The organism is Boseongicola sp., assembly GCA_014075275.1.
GTDB lineage: Bacteria > Pseudomonadota > Alphaproteobacteria > Rhodobacterales > Rhodobacteraceae.
Genome location: CP046179.1, coordinates 2,347,873 through 2,371,052, shown reverse-complemented (window position 1 = coordinate 2,371,052; position 23,180 = coordinate 2,347,873). Strand labels below are relative to the sequence as shown.

Sequence of the window (23,180 nt, the reverse complement as noted above, 5' to 3'; positions counted from 1 at the left end):
AATTAGGGTAACAGCTAAATGGAGAACAACAGTTCTGCGCCACTTAGTGCGTCAGGATTCCGAATGGGCGACTTCACCACTTGTGATCTTGTGGAGCGGGAGGCTTCTCGCTTGACGCCGAAACACCCATGAAATAGGCACTAATTCGCAGAGCGGGCGTTGTGTAGTGGTAAGACCTCAGCCTTCCAAGCTGATGACGCGGGTTCGATTCCCGCCGCCCGCTCCAAAGGCCTCCATTCTATTGATCACAGCAAATCTACGTCGCGTTATTGCAGGGCGTCGCGGAATTTCGAAGCAACTTTGGACGACGTTTCTTCGTCAAAACGCGAACCGGAAATAAGGCAAAACGTAAGCATCGAAAGGCTGTTCGAAAGTCTCAATTCCCTCTCTCGGGAATTGCGCATCATCGAAACCGGCAACAACGACTGGCAAAATCCAGAGACAACAGCATCCTTCAATGCAGCTACCGTCGCAGCCTCTAGTACTATTTGGTGTGCCTTTGCACCGTCGCGAAGACTTCCAAGCGCGTGATCCCGCAACACGCAATCTGTCAAAAGGACCCCCGCACGAAGGCTATCCTTATCGGCCAATGGCGATCCAAACCAAGCGATTTCCTCGGACCACAGGTCGATACCTTCGTTCGTATCCGGCTCACGGGCTACAATCGCCATGTCCAGTTGTCCCATCTGAACTTTTCGACGCACGGCTCGGCTAGGTTCAAGGGTGATGCTTGGCGAAACTTTGGGAAACTCACGCGCAAAGATTGGCAATAACGTCTGCAACAATGTGGGCGCATAATCCGCCGGCGCTCCAAATTTTAGCCCGCCAGCCAGCTCATTCTCGCGAAGATCACCCAAAAGCTCATAGTTAAGCGACAGCATCTTCTCGCCTTTGATTTTCAGGATCTGACCCGCCGCCGTCAGGGAAATTCCCTGATTGCTCCGCTCGAGAACTTTCTTACCAAGCAGGTCTTCCAGCCTTTTGATCTTCTGACTGATTGCAGCGGGCGTTCTGTGAAGTTGTTCTGCCGCAGGCTTGAATCCCTTTCTGTCCACAACGGTTAGAAAAGTTTTGATTAGATCAAGATCGATTGTTGGCGGCATGGTTAACGTTTCTTTACGCACTGATTAATATTGTTTTGTTTGATTTAAGTATAAGTTGCAAGCACTCTTGGGCAGAGAACCTAGAGAGTCGTACATGCATAACAAAAAGCCTGCAGCTTTGGATGTTTCCTCAAAGGAAAGCCCTGATCAGGCGTTGGTCACGGCGATCAATCAGGGCGAACCAGGCTTGCAAGTGACCTATGCAGTTGATTGGTGTTTGTGGAACAAGTCACTCGCTACCACTGCAAGAGCGTTGTTCGAAGATGGAGTTGTCGATCTGGTGCAGCGCAAGGTGCCTGGTCCGCGCATGGCCAAATTCGAATACATTGCGATCAAGCGGTCCTCGGTGGGGGGGCAGATCTGAGCAATTGCCGCGTCAGTGTCTGACATGCACCATGCTACTTCGGTACCTGTCAAATACCGTTGTTATTGCAATTCTCCTTGAGACATCTTCAAAAATTGATCTCATTTCGCGAGGCTATTAATGCTGGAACTGCCACAGACCATCGACGAAAAGCGTGTCCGCGCCTATCGCCTTAATCGCACCCGCGAACTGCTAACCCAATTTAAGATGGACGCGGCGGTGCTATTTGATCCGCTGAATCTGCGCTATGCCACCGGCTGCCGCAACATGCAGGTTTGGACGTCGCACCATCTTTCGCGGTATGTCTTTGTTCCGGTCGACGGCCCGGTGGTGTTGTTTGACTATGGCGGTGCGTTGCATCTCTCTGATCATCTGGAAACCATTGCCGAAGCCCGCCCAGCGAAGAGCTGGGATTACTTTGGGTCGGGCGATCGTTCAGAAGAACATGCTAACAAATGGGCCGACGAAATCGTTGACTTGTTGCACACCCATTGCGGTAAGGGCGCTACTCTTGGCATTGACCGGGCAGACCTGCTTCCGATGATGGCGTTGCAACATCGCGGTATCAAAATGAAAGACGCCAAAGGCCCGATGGAGATGGCGCGATCAATCAAGTCGATGGACGAGGTTGCAATAATCAAGAACTCCATGGCTGTTTGCACCGATGCCATTGCCTACATGCGCCAGTTTGCCGAACCGGGTGTGACCGAGAATTACCTCCTGGCGAAGATGAACGAATACAACATGCGCCACGGTGGCGAGTATCAGGAAACGCGGCTTCTTTCGTCTGGCCATCATACTAACCCGTGGTTCACCGAAACTACTGACAAAAAGATCGAAAACGGTGAGATGTTGGTGTTTGACAGCGATCTGATCGGCCCTGACGGCGTTTTTGCCGACCAGACGCGCGCCTTTGTCATCGGTGACAAGAAGCCAACGGACGAGCAACGCGTGCTGTATGCCCACGCCTTTGAGCAGATGGAGCACAATATGGCGCTCCTACGTCCAGGCATGACCTTCGAAGAGTTCGGCGAGCTTAGCTGGAAGATGCACGATATCTACGTGCCCAACCGCTACGCCGAAATGATCCACGGCATCGGTTTCGGTGTTGAATTTCCAGTTATCTACTATCCCGAAGATCACGAGACATGGCAGTACTCCGGCACTTTTATGGAAGGTATGACCGTCTGCGTCGAAAGCTATATTGGCCCGGTTGGTGGCGACGAAGGCGTGAAGCTGGAACAACCCGTTCTCATCACCAAAGATGGCCCTGTCCCCTTGACCGACTGCCCATTCGAGGACGATTACCTGTGACCAACTCCTATGACTACGTGATCGTTGGCGCCGGAACGGCGGGGTGTGTGCTTGCACATCGCCTCAGCGAAGGTGGGCAGTATTCGGTTCTGCTGCTTGAACACGGTGGCGATGATCGCAACTGGATCATCCAGATGCCAGCGGGTCTGCGCTCGGCATTCAAACCGACCAGCAAGTTTAACTATTGGTTCAAAACGACTCCTCAGAAGCATCTGAATAATCGCCTGATTGATCAGCCGCGCGGCAAGGCGCTTGGTGGCTCGTCATCGATCAACGGCATGACGTTCCTGCGCGGAAATCCCCGCGACTATGATGACTGGGCCGATTTGGAAGGTTGCGCCGGTTGGTCTTACGCGGATTGCCTGCCTTACTTCAAATTGTTCGAGCGTCGTGATGGCCCGGCAAATGAATATCGCAACGACGCCGGAATGGTTGGCGTCAAGGCTCAGGACGAGTTGAACCCCCTGAACGCGGCCTTCCTCGAAGCAGGTCAACAAGCAGGCCATGACTTGACCGAAGACGTCAACGGGTTCAGCCAAGAAGGTGTGAGCCGTTTTGAGATGTCGGTCGAGGGCGGCTATCGCAGCACCTCTGCGCGCGCTTACCTGCATTCTCAGCCGAAGCGCAAAAATCTGACCGTCATGACCGGCGTCAAAGTTCTGCGTGTTCTTCTTGAAGGCGATCGCGCGATAGGTGTGGAATATGCCAAAGGGCGCGCAACCCGCAAAGTCAAATCCAACCGAGAAGTTATTCTCTCTGCCGGAGCCTTCGGTACACCCCAATTGCTAATGCTCTCGGGCATCGGACCAGAGGCGCATTTGAAACAACATGCACTCCCGGTGTTGTTCAATGCGCCGATGGTTGGCGAAAATCTGCATGACCACCTCGAAGCGCATGTGCAGGTCGAAACCGATCACCCCGTTTACCTCAATAAATACCTCAAGCCTCATCTGATGGTCTGGGCTGGCATGCAATGGTTTGGCTGGAAGGGCGGCGTCGCGGCCGTCAATCAATGCCATGTTGGTGCGTTCCTTCGGTCGACGCCGGAAACAACGCATCCGGACATACAGTTCCACTTCTTTCCGATCCTGTTCGGCCCCAACTGGATTCCTGATCCGGCCAAAAACGGCTATCGCCTTGGCGCAGGCCCAATGCGGCCGGAAAGCCGGGGTACTGTTCGGCTGGCTTCGTCCGATCCTAATGACGCGCCCATTATCGATCCAAACTATCTGGCAACTGACAACGACCGGTTTGTGATGCGGGAAGGGTTGAAGCTGGGGCGTGACCTGTTGGCCCAGGAGGCTTTTAAAAAGTATCACCGGCGTGAAGACTTGCCCGGCGAACACGTCAAAACCGACGCAGACTGGGATGAATTTATCCGCGAAGACGCCTCGTCGGCCTATCACCCCTGCAGCACGGCGCGGATGGGTCCCGACGGGGACGAACGCGCGGTGGTTGATCTGGACCTGAAATTCCGCGGCGTCGACGGGCTGCGCGTCGTGGATGCGTCGGTGATCCCTGCGGTCCTAAGTGCAAACATCAACGCCTGCGTCTTCATGATTGCCGAAAAAGCCGCTGACAAAATTCTGGGGAATGATCCCCTGTCGCGCGACGTGGTGCCATACCACCGTGCCGTCTGAAAGGACCATATGACATGAGACTCACCGATCGTCTTTTGGACGCAGAACAGTTCAAACGCCGCAAGGCCACCGAGGATACGAAGCGCAAGATTGCGGGCTGGGAGATCTGGGAATGTGCGGATCCGACCTTCAGCCACAACTACGACCGCACGGTTACGATGTATGTGCACGAGGGCGCTGCAGACTTGAAGTTCTCGGATGGCACGACTGTTGATCTTCAAAGCGGCGACACGCTGACTGTCCAGGCAGGCGCCAGCGCCGACTGGACAATCTCCAAACCCATCAAAAACAGTTACGCCTATCACGACACCTTCAACTCCGCCGCTAATCGGGCCGCGCAAGTCAGATGGGACGAAAAATAAGATTCAAAGCTACTTTTTGCATTCAAAAGGGACGACCTCAGACCTAGGCGCACAAACCTATTGTTTGACAGCAGGGCTCAGTGTGCGATTGAATTTGGAGAAAGCACGTCAGACCTAATTGACACAAAAGATTGGTAAAAATGTTCGATCAGACAGCAACCACGAATGACTTCATTCATCGTTTGACGCCCGCAGACGTACCTGATGATGTTATGCATATGGCCCGCCGCTGTCTGCTTGATACATTAGGCGTCTGGATTTCTGGTCTCTCTTCGAAACCCAGCAAGATCGCCAGAAACCACGTGGCGCGCAGATACCCTGGCGAAATTCCTATGCCGCTGGACGGGCGCAAGGTGAATCCCGTTGGCTTGGCCTTTGCTGGGGCCGTCACCATTGATGCAATTGATGGACACGATGGACACCAACTTTGCAAAGGTCACGCGTCGGTCGCGCTCGTGCCGGCCTTGTTCGCCGAACTTGGCAATGCCGCTGACGGCCCGCTCGAGGCTTTGCTGACTCATTTGATTGTCGGCGAGGAAATCGCAATCCGCGCGGGCCTTTCTTTGCATTCCAGTGTGCCCGACTATCATTTCTCAGGGGCATGGAACTCTTTAGGATGTGCGGCAATCGCGGCGCGACTTCGTGGATTCTCCGCATATCAGACCAGACAAGCTATTGGTATTGCAGAGTATTTCGGACCGCGCGCACAAATGATGCGCTGTATCGAATTTCCGACCATGGTCAAGGACAGCAGCAGTTGGGGGGCCATGACGGGCATTTCCGCAGCTGACTTGGCCGAGGACGGATTTACTGGTGCGCCTGCAATTACATGCGAATCCGCAGACGTTGAGTCCTTTTGGACGGATCTCGGCCAATCCTGGCGCATTCTTGAAACCAACTTCAAAGCCTACCCGGTCTGTCGTTGGGCGCATCCAGCTATTGAAGGCATTGGTGCGTTGATGTCCGGCAGCGATGTCCCGGTCGACCAGATCGAAGAAATCATTATCACGACGTTCCGTGAGGCCACAAAACTGGATACCCGCCGTCCAACAGATGGCGACTCGGCTCAATATAGTTTGCCATTGACCGTTGCTTTGGCGGCATTGCATGGAACTGTCCTGCCCGAGCATGTCTTGCCAGAAGTTTTTGACAAGCCTGAAGTCTGGCAACTCGTCGACAAAGTGCGATTTGCCGAATCCGAAGAATACAACGCTGTATTCCCGGGTGAACGCTTCGCCGATGTTTCAGTGGTCCTCAGCGATGGCCAAAAGAAAAGGTCGCGCCGGTTTGCAGCTCGTGGAAACCACGATGCTCCGCTCTCAGACAACGAATTGATGGATAAGTTCTGTCACTTCACTGACCGGATCGTATCGAAGAGTGCGCAGGAAAAATTTGTTAAGATATTGTCAGACCCTGCCAATGCCCCATCGGCCGCGGAAGTCGTTGCACTGATGCGAACGTGACCCTGTGCCTACTGAATTGAAGGATTCCATGGAACGCTTTGATCTGGATAAACTCGTGAACGACCTGCGTGGCGCCGCAACAGGCGCTAACGCGAATGGAGCTATCAAGGATATTCTCAAAAAAACCGTCTCTGAACCCGAGCAACTCTCAAAAATGATGCCCGATTTCGAAGAAAACGATGTCATACTCTTCGAGGACGAGACGATTTCCATCTGGCACTGCCGCTTCATGCCCGGTCATACCGTACCGGCACATGATCATCAGATGCTGGCAACCATTGGTGTCTATCGCGGAGCGGAACGGAACGAATTTTACGAAACAGATGATACCGGTGCGATGCATAAAGTCAGCGAGGTGCAGCTTACCGCGGGAAATGTTTTGCAGATCGGTCCTGATGCCATTCATGCCGTCGGTTGCGATAGCCCTGAACCTTGCTGCGGCATTCACGTATATTTGGGCGAGTTGACCACAGTCGATCGGTCAATATTTGATATCAAAAGCGGTGAAGAGCTAAAATTCACCGATGACAACTACAACAAGTTGACCAGTCGCGACATCGACTAAGGTACGATTTAGAAACTTTCTGACGTCAGCGATTATGGGTCCATCACCACTCGGCATATGGGCAGCGAAATGAAAATCAGACCTGCAATCCTGGACGACGCCGAGTTTTTCATTTGGGGTTCGAGGTGACCAGCCAGTTGGAGGCATTCGCACTTGCGCCATTGGTACTGCGCCCGAGTTTATTCCAGACGATTGCGATCCGATCATCTTGCCGCTGTTCGAGCTGGGAAATCAGGGGCTCAACGCACAATACGTGAACGTTTTTGCGGTAATTCCCGAATCCGAGGGCAGGGGTATTGGCTCTGCCAACAATTCAGAGCAAGAGCGCTCGTCGTTCTCAAGTCATGAGTAAACTTCAACCGATGTAAGAGAATTCGGGCAGCGACACTTGCGCGATTGCAAGTCCTTTTTATCTTTCAGGCTGGACGTCTTGGTTAAGTATCCTCAACCAGAACCACACCGGGCAAAGACTTTAGCGCCCCTTTGATTTTCGGCGATACTGGCCAGTTGTCGCCTATTGGCACAGGTACATCCTGTGGCGTGTCGCCCAAAAGAATATCCAGAGCGGTAATGCAGATTTCACCTTTGGTCTTAACTGACCCATCATCACGGAACCGGTGCAACACGGACTGGATCAACGGCACGGCCTCATCGGTGTCAATCATCACATTCAACCCGGCAGCCACTGTCCCGACCACACCATCAATCGGTGTCACACCTCGCGCAATCGGATCAAACTGCCCTTCATTAAACCGTGCCTCCAGTGTCATGACGACCTGTGTCGTCTGATCAAACACATTGCGCACGGTATCGAAGTCATCCGGGAACAGCGCCATCCCCGAAACCTGGCCGGTCGGGTCCGAAATATTCATACGGAAAAACCGCGTGCCTCGCCCCGATTTCCGTTCCTGCAGCGCCGAGACAATCACCCCAACACGCGCCACTGCGCCACCTTCAGCCTCGGCCTTGGTCTGCAATTCCGCCAGTGTCAGACAGTTCTTCTTTTTCAATGCGTTGGCATAATCATCCAGCGGATGCCCCGACAGATAGAACCCAATCGCGATCTGCTCTTCCGCCAGCCGCTCGTTCGGCATCCAATCATCGACCGGAGATAGCCTCGGCTCTGGCAAATCATCTCCCGCCTCGCCAAACAGTGACACCTGAGCGCTTTCCCGTTGTTCGTGGATCGCGGCCGAATAAGCCGCAAGCGCATCCAGAGATTGGAACATCCGGCGACGGTTCGGGTCCAGCTGATCAAAGGCCCCAGCGCGCGCGAGCATTTCCAGCGGCCTCTTCCCGATCCGCTTCAGATCGCACCGACGTGCAATGTCGAAGACATTGACGAAGGGTTTGTCCTCGCGCGCCTCGACGATCAACCGCATTGCTTCCACGCCGACGTTCTTTAGCGCCCCCAAAGCATAAACCAGCTTGCCGTCAATCACCGAGAACCGCGCACTCGACCGATTCACACAGGGCGGCACAATCTCCAGCCCAAGCCCTCCGCGTTCTTCCGGCAAACGCACCTCGGCGGCATAGGTCGCCAGCTTATCAGTTAAGTGCAGATCGCAATTCATGACGCCAGCCATAAACTCGACTGGATAATTCGCTTTCAGCCACCCGGTTTGATAGCTGACCACCGCGTAAGCCGCCGCGTGGGATTTGTTGAAACCGTAGTTGGCGAACTTATCCAGAAGGTTCCAAACCTCCAACGCTTTCTTCTTGTCGACATCATTCTTAGCAGCGCCCTCCAGAAACTTTGGACGCTCGGCGTCCATCGCCTCTTGGATTTTCTTACCCATCGCACGCCGCAGCAAATCCGCACCGCCAAGACTATACCCGGCCATCTCTTGGGCGATCTGCATCACCTGTTCCTGATAGACGATAATGCCCTGCGTTTCGTCCAGAATGTGATCGATGGTGGGATGCAGCCGCTCACGTTCAGCCCGACCGTTCTTAACATCGCAATACTGCGGAATGTTCTCCATAGGGCCGGGGCGATAAAGCGCCACCAGTGCCACGATGTCTTCGATACATGTCGGTTTCATGCGCCGAAGCGCGTCCATCATGCCCGAGCTTTCCACCTGGAACACCGCCACCGTGCGCGCCTTGGCGTACAGCTCGTAAGTTTTCTCGTCATCCAGCGGGATCGCCCCGATGTCGATCTCGACATCACGTTCGGCCAGCAAATCCAGCGCGTTCTGAATCACCGTCAGCGTCTTCAGCCCTAGAAAATCGAACTTCACCAAACCGGCCTGCTCGACCCACTTCATGTTGAACTGCGTCGCCGCCATGTCAGAGCGCGGGTCGCGGTAAAGCGGCACCAACTTGTCCAGCGACCGGTCGCCAATCACAACACCAGCCGCGTGGGTCGAGGCATTCCGCAACAGCCCCTCCACCTGTTGACCATAGTTCAATAGCCGCTCAACAACCTCCTCGGCCTTCGCCTCTTCGCGAAGCCGGGGCTCGTCCGCCAATGCCTTTTCAATGCTGACAGGCTTCACACCCTCAACCGGGATCAACTTTGAAAGCCGATCGACTTGCCCGTAGGGCATCTGCAACACGCGGCCTACATCGCGCACAGCCGCCTTCGACAGCAAAGCGCCAAAGGTGATGATTTGGCCCACGCGATCACGCCCGTACTTTTCCTGCACATAGCGGATAACCTCTTCCCGGCGATCCATGCAAAAGTCGATATCGAAGTCAGGCATCGACACGCGTTCCGGGTTCAGGAACCGCTCAAACAGCAGTGAATAGCGCAGCGGATCAAGGTCCGTGATTGTCAGCGCATAGGCCACCAGCGATCCTGCGCCCGAGCCTCGACCAGGCCCCACAGGAATGTCGTTGGTCTTGGCCCATTTGATAAAGTCCGCAACGATCAGGAAGTATCCGGAAAACCCCATCCCCTCGATAATCCCCAGCTCGAACTCCAGTCGTTTGTCGTATTCCTCGCGCGGTGCTGCCGGTTCAATCGCTGCCAAGCGTTCGTCCAGACCCAACTTGGATTGGCGCCGCAATTCTTCGATCTCATCATCGGCAAACTTCGGCAAAATCGGGTCGTGCCTTTCGGCCCCAAATGCGCATCGCCTTGCGATCTCAACCGTGTTTTCCAACGCCTCGGGCAAATCCGCAAAAAGCGTTGCCATCTCGGCGGGTGTCTTGAAATAGTGCTGAGGCGTCAGCCGCCGCCGGGGCGCCTGTTGATCGACATATGCCCCTTCCGCGATGCAGATTAACGCGTCATGGGCTTCATACATTTCGGTTTTCGGGAAATAGACATCGTTGGTCGCGACTAGCGGCAGATCAAGCTCATAAGCCATTGCGACTTGCGGTGCTTCGCTCAACCGCTCAGCCTCAGGCGATTCACCGTTTTCGGTCGGGTGGCGTTGCAGCTCGACATACAGCCGGTTCTCGAAGATCTCCGCCAATCGCGAAATCAATAATTTGGCTTTGCCGTCATGCCCGGCACGTAATGTCCGCCCAATCGGCCCGTCCGGCCCGCCCGTTAAACAGATAATCCCCTCGGAATTCGCGGCCAACTCTTCCATGGTCACATGCGGCCAATCCGCCTCGCGCATATATAGCGCCGAATTCAATCGCATCAGCCCCTCATAGCCGGAACGATTCTGCGCCAGCAACACCAACGGCGCAGGTGGCACTGCTTTCTCGCCGGGTCCAGCAACTTCATAAGCCAGGTCAACCTGGCAGCCGACAATGGGCTGCACGCCGGCATCTAACGCAGACACCGAAAACTCCAAAGCGGCGAACATGTTGTTGGTATCGGTCACCGCAACTGCCGGCATTTCCATCTTCTGACAAATCGCGGGCAATTTTTTCAGACGCACAGCGCCTTCCAAAAGCGAATACTCGGTGTGGACGCGCAGGTGAATGAATCGGGGGTCATTGTTCATACCCAAACTCTATTGTCGCTGGCCAAGCTGCGAAAGCGCAATCAATCCTGTCGACGACAATTCGCCGAAGGCAAATGCCATATGATGGAAAATCAAAAGAAAAGTCCCCATTATCAAAAATTTCCGCAGACAGCTTCGGGCGCACAGCTAACTTTAAGTCTTGCCAAACCACGGCCCGAGCGGCTTCAATCCTGAGCAGACCAAAGGAGCGCGCTCTCTACGCCGCATCGACGGCGCGCAACGGCCTTTTGATCTTCGGGTAACGCGGCAGGACTTCACATGGACATTACGTTTTCTCTGAATGGAGAAACTGTGCACGTCGATAGTGCGCCGACCGTGACCTTGCTTGATTGGCTGCGCGAAACGCAAAGCCTGACTGGCACCAAAGAGGGCTGCAACGAAGGCGACTGCGGGGCCTGCACGGTTATGGTGACTGACGAAGGCGGCGCGCGCGCGTTGAACGCCTGCATCCTGTTTCTGCCTCAGCTCCATGGAAAATCAGTGCGCACCGTCGAAGGGATATCTGGCCCAGACGGAGCATTGCATCCGGTTCAATCAGCGATGGTTGAAAAGCACGGGTCCCAATGCGGTTTCTGCACGCCGGGTTTCATCGTTTCCATGGGTGTTGGCCATCTGAATGGTCGCCAGGATCATGACGATGTCTTGGCCGGCAATCTGTGCCGCTGCACAGGCTACGCCCCTATTGTCCGGGCCGCAGAATCAGCATCAGATGCACCAGTTCCCGTATGGATGCGGGATAAGTTGCCAACAGTTCAATCTCAGGCCTTCGCGCCGGAAACGTCTGATGAACTGGCCAGCTGGTACGAGGCAAACCCAAATGGCACTCTCATCGCTGGAGCAACCGATGTGGGTCTGTGGGTCACCAAGTCCCTGCGAGATCTCGACAACGTCGCTTTTCTGAACCGTTGCCGTGATCTGCAAAACATCGAAGACAATGGTGAAACCGTGCGCATCGGTGCCGGGGTGACCATGGCAACGCTGTTGCCTCACTTACGTGACTGGCACCCATCCTATGCCGAAATGGTCCGTCGGTATGGGTCCGAGCAAGTTCGCCAGGCCGCCACCATCGGTGGCAACGTCGCCAATGGCTCGCCCATAGGCGACAACCCTCCAGCCCTAATTGCGCTGGGCGCGACCTTGCATCTTCGCAAAGGTGACAAGCGCCGCGAAATGCCAATAGAAGATTTCTTCGTCGAATACGGCAAACAAGACCGCGCACCCGGTGAGTTCGTCGAAGCCATAACCATTGCCAAATCGGCTCCTGCCTTGCGGTGCTACAAAATCTCCAAACGATTTGATCAGGACATCTCGGCGGTCTGCGGTTGCTTCGATGTTACCGTAGTCAATGGCACTGTCACCGACGCGCGGATCGCATTCGGTGGTATGGCAGGCACGCCTATGCGCGCTGCAAATGTCGAGGCGGCGCTCGTCGGCCAACCGTGGTCAGCAGAAACAGCCGAAAGAGCGGCACAGAAAATGCGCGATGACTTCACGCCGCTCACGGATATGCGTGCCAGTGCCGACTATCGTCTGGCCTCTGCCGAAAACCTGATGCTGCGCTATTTCCACGACTTATCCGGAACGACGACCAGTGTGCTGGAGGTCTCACCATGAGCGTTACCAAACCGTTACCACACGACGCCGCCCCGCTGCACGTCACCGGTCAGGCGCGTTATATCGACGATATCCCTCTGCCACGCGGCTCTTTGCATCTGGCATTTGGCCTTTCCGAAGTCGCTCATGGCAACATCACCGAGCTGAACTTGGACGCAGTGCGCGCCGCGCCGGGCGTAGTTGCGGTTCTGACTGCAAGCGATCTGCCACACGAAAACGACGTCTCCCCGTCGCCCAGCCCGGAACCGCTCTTAAGCGAAGGCACGGTTGAGTTTCTGGGCCAACCCATTTTCGTGGTCGCAGCCACATCGCATCTGCTGGCGCGCAAAGCGGTCCGCCAAGCCGAGATATCTTACGAAGAACTTCCAGCACTTCTCAGCCTGGACGATGCGCTGGCTGCTGATAGCCGGTTCGAAGACGGCCCGCGCATTTACGAAAAAGGCAACGCCGCCGCCGCAGTTTCAGCTGCCGCTGTTGTCACCGAAGGCTCCATGGAAATAGGCGGGCAGGAACACTTCTATCTTGAGGGGCAGGCGGCAGCCGCGGTCCCGCAAGAGGGCGGGGACATGATCGTCTATTCCTCGACCCAACACCCGACCGAGATCCAGCACAAAGTTGCCGAAGCTCTGGGTCGACCGATGAACGCTGTCCGTTGCGAGGTTCGCCGGATGGGTGGCGGATTTGGCGGCAAGGAAAGCCAGGGCAATCACTTGGCTGTTTCCTGCGCTGTTATCGCCAGCCTGACCGGTCGATCATGTTCAATGCGCTATGACCGTGATGACGACATGATGGTCACCGGGAAACGTCACGACTTCCGTATCAACTATCGCGTCGGGCACGACGAACAGGGTCGCATCTCTGGTATCGAGTTTTTGCAGCTTTGCCGCTGTGGCTGGTCCATGGATTTGTCGCTGCCAGTCGCAGATCGCGCCATGTTGCATGCCGATAACGCCTATCTGATCGACAACATGCGGATCGAATCTCATCGCCTGAAAACAAACACGCAGTCCGGAACAGCCTTCCGTGGCTTTGGTGGCCCGCAGGGAATGGTCGGCATCGAGCGGGTGTTGGACCACGTCGCCCACGCTGTCGGGCGTGACCCGTTGGATGTGCGCCGCCTGAATTACTACCAGCCTGCGGCTGGGGCCTCCGGCGGGGATACTTCTGGGCCGATAATGTCAGATGACACTGCCCAGCAGACGACGCCCTATCACATGCCGGTCGAAGACTTCATCCTTCATGAGCTGACCGATCAACTGGTGGAAACGTCTGATTACAACGCAAGGCGGGCAGCGATTGCCAACTGGAACGCCACCAATCCCATTTTGAAAAAAGGGCTGGCCCTGACGCCAGTCAAGTTCGGGATCAGCTTCACACTGACTCACCTCAATCAAGCGGGTGCCTTGGTGCACGTCTATCAAGACGGCTCGATACACATGAACCATGGCGGCACTGAAATGGGCCAAGGCCTGTTCCAGAAGGTCGCCCAGGTGGCAGCGGCGCGTTTTGGCGTGGATGTCGGCAAAGTTAAAATCACCGCGACAGACACGGCCAAAGTGCCCAACACCAGCGCAACTGCAGCATCCTCGGGCACGGATCTGAACGGCATGGCCGTCCGCGCAGCCTGCGATACCATCCGCGATCGTCTGGCGACTTTTGTGGCCGAGCGCGCGCAAACCGATCCTTCCAGTGTGCGTTTCGAAGGCGGCATGATCCATGTCGGCGACGAGGCATTGACGTTCGATAACGTTGTTGCAGATGCTTATATGGCGCGCGTCAGCCTGTCAGCGACCGGATTCTACAAAACCCCAAAGATCGTTTGGGATCGCATCAAGGGCACCGGGCGGCCGTTCTATTATTTCGCTTATGGCGCTGCGGTTACCGAAGTGGTCATCGATACTCTGACTGGCGAAAACCGCATCCTTCGCGCAGATATCCTGCATGATGCTGGGGCATCTCTGAACCCGGCTCTGGATATCGGACAGGTCGAAGGCGGTTATGTTCAGGGCGCGGGCTGGCTGACGACTGAAGAACTTATTTGGGATGACAAAGGCCGCCTGCGCACCCACGCGCCCTCAACCTACAAAATTCCCGCCTGTTCTGACCGGCCCGACATTTTCAACGTCGATCTTTGGGATGGCGAAAACCGCGAGGACACGATCTATCGCAGCAAGGCTGTGGGCGAGCCGCCGCTGATGCTGGGTATCTCGGCCCTGATGGCCTTGAACGACGCCGTCGCGCATTGCGGACCCGACTATCCATCGCTGGATGCTCCCGCCACTGCCGAGGCAGTACTGATGGCCGTCAAACGGGTGCAGTCATGACTTTCGCAGTGGATGACATTCGTCGTCTTGCTCCCGTCGCACGCGTGGTGGTGGCCGACACCAAAGGATCGGTTCCTCGCGAAATTGGTGCCGCCATGTTGGTCACTGCGACCGACCTGGAAGGGACAATCGGCGGCGGAACCCTTGAATTCGAGGCCATTCGACTGGCCAGACTGGCATTGGCCACAGGCCACGACCAAATCGACAAACAGCCGCTTGGGCCCGCCTTGGGTCAATGTTGTGGGGGCTCTGTGACTGTCCTGACCGAAATCTGGACCCAAGAGCGTCTGAACACCATCAAAGGTGATATAGTCCCGCGGCCGTTACCAGGTCAAACAATGGATATGCCACTGTCCGTTCGACGCGTCTCGAATGATGCGCGCAGAAGCGGGGTGCTGCCCCAACCCGGTATTCGGGACGGTTGGATGATCGAGCCGGTTGAGCGCGCGACGCGTGAAGTCTGGGTTTGGGGGGCAGGCCACGTTGGTCGCGCTGTCGTCCATGCTTTGCAACCACTTCCGGGGATACAGATTTGTTGGGCAGATACCGATCGCAATCGGTTTCCCGCCGATATCCCGGCAAAAGTCGAACCACTGATCGCCGAAAACCCGGCTAATCTGGTGTCACTTGCCCCCTCCCACGCGGAACATCTGATCCTGACGTATAGTCACGCACTGGATCTGGAATTGTGCCATCGCATTCTGTCGCGGTCCTTCGGGGCGCTTGGTTTGATCGGTTCGGCAACAAAACGGGCGCGGTTTCGCAATCGGCTGGCAGCCCTGGGGCATGGGCCGGAGCAGATTGAACGTATGCAATGCCCGATCGGTGATCCGGGCCTTGGTAAGCATCCGCAGGCTATCGCACTGGGCGTCGCCGCAGAATTTTTGAAGACCGCAAAAGGGGGCACGGCCATGAACGTGAAACGGGCATGAGCGATACACCACTTCTTAGAATCGAAGGCCTCCGCAAGGCCTATCCGGGTGTTGTCGCCAACAACAACGTTAGCTTCGACATCGGCAAAGGCGAAGTGCACGCGCTCTTGGGTGAAAACGGTGCCGGGAAATCCACCCTGGTGAAGATGGTTTATGGGTTGGTTAAGCCCGATGTTGGCAAGATGAGCTTTCAGGGGTCAACTTATGCCCCGACCAGCCCGCACGAAGCCCGCTCAACTGGTATCGCGATGGTGTTTCAGCACTTCTCGTTGTTCGAAGCCTTGGACGTGGCTGAAAACGTCGCGCTGGGCATGGAAGACCCTCCCCCAATGCGTCAATTATCTGGGCGCATTCGCGAGGTGAGCGAGACCTATGGCCTGCCACTTGATCCGACCCGTCTGGTCGGTGATCTGTCCGCAGGTGAACGTCAGCGCGTCGAAATTATCCGGTGTCTGCTGCAAGATCCTAAGCTGTTGATTATGGATGAGCCGACCAGTGTTCTGACACCTCAAGAAGTCGATATCCTTTTCGAAACTTTGAAGAAATTACAGTCTGAAGGTACGTCGATACTCTATATCTCGCACAAGCTGGAGGAAATCCGCACGCTTTGTGAAGGCGCGACAATCCTGCGGCTGGGCGAGGTTGTGGGCTCGTGCAATCCACGCGAGAAGTCGGCGCGCGAACTGGCAGAGATGATGGTGGGCACCGAGTTGACGACTCCGACACCGACCAGCCATGAGTTGGGGGACGTCGCACTTGAATTGAAGGATCTGTCCGTCAATTCCGCCAACCCGTTTGGCGCGTCCCTTAAAAACATATCGCTGGAAGTGCGCGCAGGCGAAGTTCTGGGCATCGGCGGCGTTGCCGGCAATGGCCAGGACGAATTGCTTGGGGCGCTGTCCGGTGAATTGCTGGCCAAAAACGACTCGGTTTTGATGCATGGCCAGCCAATTGGACAATTGGGGCCGAATGAACGACGCAAACTGGGCCTGTTGGCAGCGCCAGAAGAGCGTCTGGGTCACGCAGCAGCGCCTGACATGAGCCTTGTTGAAAACGCCGCTCTGACAGGGTGGGTGCGCAAGAATATGGTGTCCAACGGCTTCATCAACTGGGCCAAAGCCCGCAGTTTCGCAGAAGAAGTCATTCGGGAATTTGATGTGCGCACGCCCGGCTCGGGCAATGCGGCCAGAGCGTTGTCGGGTGGCAACTTACAGAAATTCGTCATCGGGCGAGAGATTTTGCAAGACCCCGAAATTCTGGTGGTTAACCAGCCGACATGGGGCGTTGATGCCAGTGCCGCTGCCGATATCCGTCAGGCCATCTTGGACCTTGCATCCAAGGGTGCTGCGGTCGTGGTTATCAGCCAGGATCTGGATGAACTGATGGAAGTCGCGGGTCGGTTCGCTGCCCTGAACGAGGGACGCCTAAGTGATCCACAACCCACCAAGGGTCTGACGATTGATGAGATTGGCCTGATGATGGGCGGTGCCCATGGCATGGAGGTCGCACATGTCTAAATCGTTCAACAAAACTTCTTGCCTCCGGCGGGAGTATTTCACCCAGAAAGAAGGGGCTTATCATGGTTCGGCTTGAGAAACGTCCCACGCCGTCGCAAACGTGGAGTTATCTGACACCCGTGGTCGCCGTTATCGCCACGATGATTGCGGGCGGGTTCCTGTTTGCCTTTTTGGGCAAGGATCCGGTGGTCGCGATCCGCACAATCTTCTGGGATCCGATCTTTGGCGAATTCGCGTTCTACTATCGTGGTCAATTGCTGGTTAAGGCCGGTCCATTGATCTTGATCGCTGTTGGTCTCAGTCTTGGCTTCAAAGCCGGAGTCTGGAACATCGGTGCTGAAGGTCAGTATATCATGGGGGCCATCTTTGGTGCCGCTGTGGGCCTGGCGTTTTACCCGATGGAAGCGCGCTGGCTGATCTTTCCGTTGATGATCATAGCAGGGGCATTCGGTGGATTTCTCTGGGCGATGATCCCCGGCATCCTGAAAACACGCTTTAACACCAACGAAATTCTGGTTTCGCTTCTGCTGGTCTATGTTGCCGAGCAAATCCTGGCTTCTATGGCCCTTGGGTTGCTGCGCAACCCAGAAGGTGCAGGCTTCCCCGGTTCCAGAAACCTTAGGCAGTATGTCAGTTCGTCCAATGATGAGTTGATAGCTGGATGGGGTATGCACTGGGGCGTTGTGGCAGCCTTCATCGCTGTGATCTTTGCTTACGTTCTGCTCAGTCGGCATCTGATGGGCTTTAATATCCGCCTGACCGGCGATAGCCCGCGCGCGGCAAAGTTTGCAGGCGTCAGTCCAAATCGCCTGATCCTGTTCTGCCTCGGTATATCCGGCGCTTTGGCAGGCTTGGCAGGCATGTTCGAAGTTGCCGGCCCCGCCGGACAAATCAGCATCGATTTCAATGTCGGCTACGGTTTCACAGCAATCATCGTGGCCTTCCTGGGGCGTCTTCACCCGATCGGCATTCTGCTTGCTGGCTTGTTAATGGCTCTCACCTATATCGGCGGCGAAGCGGCGCAGGCCTCGTTAGGACTGCCCGCAGCAGCAATCCAAGCCTTCCAGGGCATGCTCCTGTTCTTCTTGCTGGGTTTTGACGTCTTGACGAATTTCCGGGTGCGGTTCGGACGCGAGGCAACAGCATGACCCAACCAAGCATTGATCAACGACACACACACCACGATCTGACGAAGGAGTTGGCGTAATGGATTTTGGCTCTATCAATCCGGTTCTGTTGATTTCAGCTCTCATGGTGGCATCAACGCCCATCCTTCTGGCGGCGATTGGCGAAATGGTCGCTGAAAAGTCCGGTGTCCTTAATCTGGGCGTTGAAGGTATGATGATAATCGGCGCAATCTGTGGGTTCATCACTGCAGTTGAGTCCGGTTCACCCATGCTCGGATTTATTGTCGCCGCCGTCGGAGCGGCCGTGTTTTCCTTGCTTTTTGGAATTCTCACGCAGATCTTTCTGACCAACCAGGTTGCGACCGGCCTTGCGCTCACTTTGTTCGGGCTGGGGCTGTCCAGCTTGATGGGTCAAAGCTATGTCGGTGTTCTGCCGCCATCGACCGAAAAACTGGATATATTCCTTTTAGGAGACGTTCCTTTCCTTGGCTTGGCGATCTTTAGTCACGACTGGATGGTCTACTTTTCACTGGTCCTTGTTGCCGCGGTTTGGGCCTTTCTGAAATACACTCGTCTGGGACTGATCCTGCGTGCCGTTGGCGAAGGCCACGATGCAGCCCATGCGTTGGGGTATAACGTAATCCTGGTGCGCTTGTCGGCCATCGCGTTTGGTGGCGCTTGTGCCGGTCTGGGCGGTGCCTATCTCAGCCTGGTGCGCGTTCCACAGTGGACCGAGGGTATGACAGCCGGATCAGGCTGGATTGCTCTGGCGATCGTGGTTTTTGCCAGTTGGCGCGCAGGTCGCGTTCTTCTGGGCGCATACCTTTTCGGCGGCATTACGGTTTTGCAACTTAATTTACAGGCGGCAGGCGTGGCAATACCTGTCGAACTCTTGTCCATGTCACCATACCTGATAACCATCCTGGTGCTGGTTATCATCTCATCCGACCGGAACCGCGCGGCAATGAATGCGCCTGCGGCTCTTGGACGGTCATTTCATGCCTCAAGCTGAGGCGCACGATAACACCAATGGGGAGAACAAAATGAAGAAACGCACATTCTTGGCCGCGGTCGCTGCGGCGGCTATGGCCACCGGAGCGATGGCAGGAAGCCATGGTGACGGACCAGTCAAGGTAGGCTTTATCTACGTGGGCCCAACCAATGATGGCGGCTGGAACGAAGCACATTATCATTCGGTCGAGCAGATGCTCGAGCACTTTGGCGATAAAGTTGAGTATATTGCTCAGGAAAGCGTGCCCGAGGGTGCCGATGCCGAACGTGCAATGACCCAGATGGCTCTTCAGGGAACCGATATCATCTTCGCGACGTCCTTCGGATTCATGGATCCGACTATCAACGTCGCGGCGAAATTCCCGAATGTTAAGTTTGAGCATGCCACCGGCTTCAAGCGGGCGGACAACGTGTCCACATACTCTGCACGCTTCTACGAAGGGCGCGCAATCCAGGGACATATTGCTGGACGGATGACGAAGTCCAACAAAATTGGATACATCGCGTCTTTCCCAATTCCCGAAGTTGTGCGTGGCATCAACTCTTCGTTCTTGCATGCCAAGAAGGTGAACCCGGACGTCGAGATGTCTGTTATCTGGGTTTCCACCTGGTATGATCCGGGCAAAGAGGCAGACGCTGCCAAAGCGCTCATCGATAACGGCGTTGATGTTGTTCTTCAGCATACCGACTCCACTGCACCGCATGCTGCTGCCAAAGAAGCCGGAAACGTTATCACGTTCGGGCAAGCCTCTGACATGCTGGAATTTGCACCGTTCCCACGCGTATCCTCGATCATTGATGATTGGGCACCGTATTACATTGCGCGGGTTCAGGCCGTGATGGATGGCACCTGGGAAAGCAAAGATACCTGGGACGGTATTGGCCCGGGCATGGTTGGCATTGGCGAGATTACGGACGCGGTGCCGGCAGATGTCAAAGCCGAAGCAGAAGCCTTGCGGGATGCGATGGCGGCGGGTGAGTATCACCCCTTCACCGGTCCCATTAAGACCCAAAGCGGGGCTGCTTGGTTGGCAGATGGCGAAGTAGCTGATGACGGAACGCTTGCTGGCATGTCCTTCTACATTGAAGGTCTGGTTGGCGACATTCCAAACTAAACAATTCGACCTCCGTCGGATCAACAATCCAAGGGCCTGAAGAATACGGATCTGTCGCCTGTTCTCAAGCTACTTCCTGAACTCACCGGTGCCATTCGGGCGATGAGTTGACCCGCGTTGCGATAGTTGGGGGCGGTATTGCTGGCGTATCCGCAGCGGCAAAACTTGCCCCGTATTTCGACGTTACCGTATTCGAAGCCGAAAACACGGTTGGCTACCACGCCAGCGGCCGCTCGGCGGCGATGTTCGATGAATCCTATGGCAATATAACCGTTCGCACTTTGAACACGGCCTCAAAACTGGCGCTCGAGGCCGCCGAGGTATTGTCTCCGCGCAAAATATTGTTGGTTGCGCTTCCGGGTGATGAGGCAGCTTTTGCCGCAAGCCTGGAGCAGATAGATATGACGGAAATAAGCCCGAACCGGGCGCGGGGTCTTGTCCCGATCATTTCACCCGATGTCACCTATGCGGCGATTTATGAAAGGTCTTATGACATCGACACGGATCAACTCCTCCAATCATATGCGAAGCAGACCCGCGCCAATGGCGCAAACATTCGAACGGCGGCCCCTATCCAACAGATCACAAAAGCCGGATGCTGGACGCTGATTTCGGGCACTGAACGCTTTCAGGCTGACATAATTGTCAACGCTGCCGGAGCTTGGGCAGACAACATTGCCGACTTGGCCGGCGTCTCGCCGCTCGGATTGCAACCCTATCGACGCTCTATGGCCCGTATGGCCGCGCCCGGAGGTCACGATGCGCACCATTGGCCAATGCTCTTTGGTGCAGGCGAAAGCTGGTATGCCAAGCCCGACGCTGGTGGCTGGATTATCTCGCCCGCCGAAGAGGACCCGATGCAACCAATGGATGCTTGGGCAGACGACATGGTTCTCGCCGAAGGCATCGCCCGTTATCAGCCCCACGTCACCGAACCCGTCACACGGATCACCGCTAATTGGGCCGGATTGCGCACATTTGCGCCAGATCGATCGCTGGTCATCGGCCAAGATCCAACGATACCGGGGTTCTATTGGTGTGCAGCGCAAGGCGGTTATGGGTTCCAAACCGCCCCGGCAGCTTCGGACCTTTTGGCGGCCACAATCACAGGCAGCACACCGGCCATCCCAATGGATGCGGTGCGCGCATTGTCTCCTGCAAGGTTCAGATAAGGATTAGGCGAAGTCCGGGTTGTATGACACACGTTCGCGCATCTTATAGCGCGGTGCCGGATAGTCCGAGAACTTTGGCGCAAATTTCGGGAAAGTCTCCCGCAAGGCCTGCCGCGCGGTCTTCGGTGCTTTTTTCATAGAATCCAAATTCGGTGCAAAGCTTTCAACCGGCAGACCATTGGCACAGATCACAAGATGTTCGTCAAAGACCACGTTGTAATACGTGACCTCTTCCGCAGCGCGATCAATAAATGAACTGTCGTTCAACCCAGCAATGTCGCGCGCTGGAACCAGACAATTCTCACCGTCCTCTTCGTCCAACAAGCGCCACCCCGGAATAAGCAATCTATGCGCAGCACCCACCGACAACCCTTTCTGGGGCATCATCGGGCCAATGGCACGTGGACGCAAAGCAATCGGTGCCAACGAGGGATCGGCAGCAATCTCGGTCGCTGTGACGGTGCGGGTCCAGATCATGCGAATGGGTTGAAGTCCCTCATCCCGTGTCACGACCAAATCGCCAACACGCATGAATTCAACACGGCGTTCGCAGGTTGGCACCTGCGCATAATCCCGTTGCACCAGCTTTGCTGACATCATCTTGTTTGGCGATCTTTGCAGCCATGGTCATCCGCGCATCCCTTTCGCACGCTAGGCTTCCCAACTAGTCACCACTGTGATTTTAATTGTGACGTAAATAGGGACAGGTCGTGGTGAATCCGGGGTCCACGGGCATATAACCCAATTAATTGTCTGCAATTAGTAAACAAACACCGTTCCATGGGCTGATTGTTGGAAGTTGTCGTCAACAGTGGCCGCTCGATACTCGGAACTGTCTTAAACGGCTCTATTGGGGTGCGATGCCTGTGGTGACTGCATTTCGGCAATAATGGATCGCGCCGCCGCTCTTGGATCCATTGCGCGATGGATCGGCCTGCCAACCACAACATGGTCCGCACCCTCGGCGATGGCCTCTGCTGGGGTCAACACGCGTTTCTGATCACCAAGGTCTGATCCGGCTGGACGCACGCCCGGCGTCACGATCAAACGCCCCTCAGATTCCGGCAACGCCCGTATCCGTCGCGCTTCCTGCGGCGAAGCGATGACTCCATGTGCCCCGGCCTCAAACGCGCGACCCGCGCGTTCTTCCACCAGGTCAGGAATGGCACCATCTTTGATCTGCGCCGCGTCAAGGTCCGCCCGCTCTAACGAAGTAAGAACCGTAACTGCCAGTATCTTCATGTCGCTCGCACCCGCGCCTTCTCGTGCCGCGCGCACCACATGCGGATCACCATGCACAGTCAGAAAGTCCAAATCGAACTGCGACAGGCCCCGAACCGCCGCCTCAACGGTCGCGCCAATATCAAATAGCTTAAGGTCCATGAATATCCGCTTGCCGTGTTCTTCCTTCAGCTCATTCGCCAGGGCCATGCCACCGCCGGTCAACATCCCCAGCCCGATCTTATAGAAAGACACCGCGTCGCCCAGCCGCTCCGCAAGTGCCATGCCCTCCATCGCATTGGGAACATCCAGCGCAACAATCAGACGATCATCAGACATGGGTGGCGGTCCTTTCGGCTTTAACTCGGATGCTGGCGCGGTCATGATCGCCTCACTTTCCGCTGTCA

The 23,180-nt window shown here is 55.7% G+C and carries 18 protein-coding genes and 1 tRNA gene; 15 read left to right on the top strand and 4 right to left on the bottom strand.

Going from position 1 to position 23,180, the window contains the following annotated elements:
* Nucleotides 1-152: 152 nt before the first annotated feature.
* Nucleotides 153-226 (top strand) — tRNA-Gly (locus tag GKR98_11900).
* Nucleotides 227-266: 40 nt separating this feature from the next.
* Here the strand turns inward: GKR98_11900 and GKR98_11895 are convergent.
* A complete protein-coding gene (locus GKR98_11895) occupies nt 267-1,103 on the bottom strand; it encodes a LysR family transcriptional regulator (protein QMU58834.1) in 837 nt (278 codons plus the stop codon).
* Nucleotides 1,104-1,197: 94 nt separating this feature from the next.
* On the opposite strand from GKR98_11895, the gene GKR98_11890 reads away from it, so the two are divergent.
* The 6 genes from GKR98_11890 (at nt 1,198) to GKR98_11865 (ending at nt 6,811) form a co-directional block, all read left to right on the top strand.
* Nucleotides 1,198-1,467 (top strand): hypothetical protein, encoded by a 270-nt coding sequence (locus GKR98_11890; protein ID QMU58833.1) that lies wholly within the window; start codon nt 1,198-1,200, stop codon nt 1,465-1,467.
* A 120-nt stretch (nt 1,468-1,587) separates the two neighbouring features.
* Nucleotides 1,588-2,781: a M24 family metallopeptidase gene (locus GKR98_11885; GenBank protein QMU58832.1), complete on the top strand. Its 1,194-nt coding sequence runs from the start codon at nt 1,588-1,590 to the stop codon at nt 2,779-2,781.
* Nucleotides 2,616-4,421: a choline dehydrogenase gene (locus tag GKR98_11880; protein ID QMU58831.1), complete on the top strand. Its 1,806-nt coding sequence runs from the start codon at nt 2,616-2,618 to the stop codon at nt 4,419-4,421. The genes GKR98_11885 and GKR98_11880 overlap by 166 nt, the downstream gene beginning before the upstream one ends.
* 14 nt (nt 4,422-4,435) lie before the next feature.
* On the top strand, nt 4,436-4,783 hold the full coding sequence (locus GKR98_11875; GenBank protein ID QMU58830.1) for a DUF861 domain-containing protein: 348 nt from the start codon (nt 4,436-4,438) through the stop codon (nt 4,781-4,783).
* A gap of 140 nt (nt 4,784-4,923) precedes the next feature.
* Complete coding sequence (locus tag GKR98_11870; GenBank protein QMU58829.1) at nt 4,924-6,246, top strand: MmgE/PrpD family protein; 1,323 nt, start codon at nt 4,924-4,926, stop codon at nt 6,244-6,246.
* A gap of 28 nt (nt 6,247-6,274) precedes the next feature.
* On the top strand, nt 6,275-6,811 hold the full coding sequence (locus GKR98_11865; GenBank protein ID QMU58828.1) for a hypothetical protein: 537 nt from the start codon (nt 6,275-6,277) through the stop codon (nt 6,809-6,811).
* 434 nt (nt 6,812-7,245) lie between these two features.
* On the opposite strand, the gene dnaE is transcribed toward GKR98_11865, so the two are convergent.
* Nucleotides 7,246-10,719, bottom strand: coding sequence for a DNA polymerase III subunit alpha (gene dnaE, locus GKR98_11860; GenBank protein ID QMU58827.1), 3,474 nt, complete (start codon nt 10,717-10,719; stop codon nt 7,246-7,248).
* Between the two features lie 279 nt (nt 10,720-10,998).
* Between dnaE and GKR98_11855 the strand changes: the two genes are divergently transcribed.
* The 8 genes from GKR98_11855 (at nt 10,999) to GKR98_11820 (ending at nt 21,552) form a co-directional block, all read left to right on the top strand.
* Entirely contained in the window at nt 10,999-12,354 is a 1,356-nt protein-coding gene (locus tag GKR98_11855; GenBank protein QMU58826.1) for a 2Fe-2S iron-sulfur cluster binding domain-containing protein, read from the top strand.
* Nucleotides 12,351-14,678 carry a xanthine dehydrogenase molybdopterin binding subunit gene (gene xdhB, locus GKR98_11850; GenBank protein ID QMU58825.1) on the top strand — a complete coding sequence of 776 codons (2,328 nt, stop codon included), beginning with the start codon at nt 12,351-12,353 and terminating at the stop codon, nt 14,676-14,678. The genes GKR98_11855 and xdhB overlap by 4 nt, the downstream gene beginning before the upstream one ends.
* Entirely contained in the window at nt 14,675-15,610 is a 936-nt protein-coding gene (gene xdhC, locus GKR98_11845; GenBank protein ID QMU58824.1) for a xanthine dehydrogenase accessory protein XdhC, read from the top strand. Before xdhB ends, xdhC begins: the two co-directional genes overlap by 4 nt.
* Complete coding sequence (locus GKR98_11840; GenBank protein QMU58823.1) at nt 15,607-17,127, top strand: ATP-binding cassette domain-containing protein; 1,521 nt, start codon at nt 15,607-15,609, stop codon at nt 17,125-17,127. The genes xdhC and GKR98_11840 overlap by 4 nt, the downstream gene beginning before the upstream one ends.
* A gap of 62 nt (nt 17,128-17,189) precedes the next feature.
* Nucleotides 17,190-18,275: an ABC transporter permease gene (locus GKR98_11835; protein ID QMU58822.1), complete on the top strand. Its 1,086-nt coding sequence runs from the start codon at nt 17,190-17,192 to the stop codon at nt 18,273-18,275.
* A 58-nt stretch (nt 18,276-18,333) separates the two neighbouring features.
* The gene (locus GKR98_11830) at nt 18,334-19,266 is read left to right on the top strand and encodes an ABC transporter permease (GenBank protein ID QMU58821.1); all 933 of its coding nucleotides are present in this window, start codon (nt 18,334-18,336) and stop codon (nt 19,264-19,266) included.
* Nucleotides 19,267-19,297: 31 nt separating this feature from the next.
* A complete protein-coding gene (locus GKR98_11825; GenBank protein ID QMU58820.1) occupies nt 19,298-20,380 on the top strand; it encodes a BMP family ABC transporter substrate-binding protein in 1,083 nt (360 codons plus the stop codon).
* A 107-nt stretch (nt 20,381-20,487) separates the two neighbouring features.
* Nucleotides 20,488-21,552 carry an FAD-dependent oxidoreductase gene (locus tag GKR98_11820; GenBank protein QMU58819.1) on the top strand — a complete coding sequence of 355 codons (1,065 nt, stop codon included), beginning with the start codon at nt 20,488-20,490 and terminating at the stop codon, nt 21,550-21,552.
* A gap of 3 nt (nt 21,553-21,555) precedes the next feature.
* On the opposite strand, the gene GKR98_11815 is transcribed toward GKR98_11820, so the two are convergent.
* Nucleotides 21,556-22,152 (bottom strand): hypothetical protein, encoded by a 597-nt coding sequence (locus tag GKR98_11815; GenBank protein ID QMU58818.1) that lies wholly within the window; start codon nt 22,150-22,152, stop codon nt 21,556-21,558.
* 237 nt (nt 22,153-22,389) lie between these two features.
* Entirely contained in the window at nt 22,390-23,112 is a 723-nt protein-coding gene (gene pyrF, locus GKR98_11810) for an orotidine-5'-phosphate decarboxylase (protein QMU58817.1), read from the bottom strand.
* Between the last annotated feature and the right edge of the window lie 68 nt (nt 23,113-23,180).

What these genes read in the sequence shown, in the direction of transcription:
- GKR98_11895 (QMU58834.1), bottom strand. Translation starts at nt 1,103, where the DNA reads ATGCCGCCAACAATCGATCTTGATCTAATCAAAACTTTTCTAACCGTT.
- GKR98_11890 (QMU58833.1), top strand. Translation starts at nt 1,198, where the DNA reads ATGCATAACAAAAAGCCTGCAGCTTTGGATGTTTCCTCAAAGGAAAGC.
- GKR98_11885 (QMU58832.1), top strand. Translation starts at nt 1,588, where the DNA reads ATGCTGGAACTGCCACAGACCATCGACGAAAAGCGTGTCCGCGCCTAT.
- GKR98_11880 (QMU58831.1), top strand. Translation starts at nt 2,616, where the DNA reads ATGGCAGTACTCCGGCACTTTTATGGAAGGTATGACCGTCTGCGTCGA.
- GKR98_11875 (QMU58830.1), top strand. Translation starts at nt 4,436, where the DNA reads ATGAGACTCACCGATCGTCTTTTGGACGCAGAACAGTTCAAACGCCGC.
- GKR98_11870 (QMU58829.1), top strand. Translation starts at nt 4,924, where the DNA reads ATGTTCGATCAGACAGCAACCACGAATGACTTCATTCATCGTTTGACG.
- GKR98_11865 (QMU58828.1), top strand. Translation starts at nt 6,275, where the DNA reads ATGGAACGCTTTGATCTGGATAAACTCGTGAACGACCTGCGTGGCGCC.
- dnaE (QMU58827.1), bottom strand. Translation starts at nt 10,719, where the DNA reads ATGAACAATGACCCCCGATTCATTCACCTGCGCGTCCACACCGAGTAT.
- GKR98_11855 (QMU58826.1), top strand. Translation starts at nt 10,999, where the DNA reads ATGGACATTACGTTTTCTCTGAATGGAGAAACTGTGCACGTCGATAGT.
- xdhB (QMU58825.1), top strand. Translation starts at nt 12,351, where the DNA reads ATGAGCGTTACCAAACCGTTACCACACGACGCCGCCCCGCTGCACGTC.
- xdhC (QMU58824.1), top strand. Translation starts at nt 14,675, where the DNA reads ATGACTTTCGCAGTGGATGACATTCGTCGTCTTGCTCCCGTCGCACGC.
- GKR98_11840 (QMU58823.1), top strand. Translation starts at nt 15,607, where the DNA reads ATGAGCGATACACCACTTCTTAGAATCGAAGGCCTCCGCAAGGCCTAT.
- GKR98_11835 (QMU58822.1), top strand. Translation starts at nt 17,190, where the DNA reads ATGGTTCGGCTTGAGAAACGTCCCACGCCGTCGCAAACGTGGAGTTAT.
- GKR98_11830 (QMU58821.1), top strand. Translation starts at nt 18,334, where the DNA reads ATGGATTTTGGCTCTATCAATCCGGTTCTGTTGATTTCAGCTCTCATG.
- GKR98_11825 (QMU58820.1), top strand. Translation starts at nt 19,298, where the DNA reads ATGAAGAAACGCACATTCTTGGCCGCGGTCGCTGCGGCGGCTATGGCC.
- GKR98_11815 (QMU58818.1), bottom strand. Translation starts at nt 22,152, where the DNA reads ATGATGTCAGCAAAGCTGGTGCAACGGGATTATGCGCAGGTGCCAACC.
- pyrF (QMU58817.1), bottom strand. Translation starts at nt 23,112, where the DNA reads ATGTCTGATGATCGTCTGATTGTTGCGCTGGATGTTCCCAATGCGATG.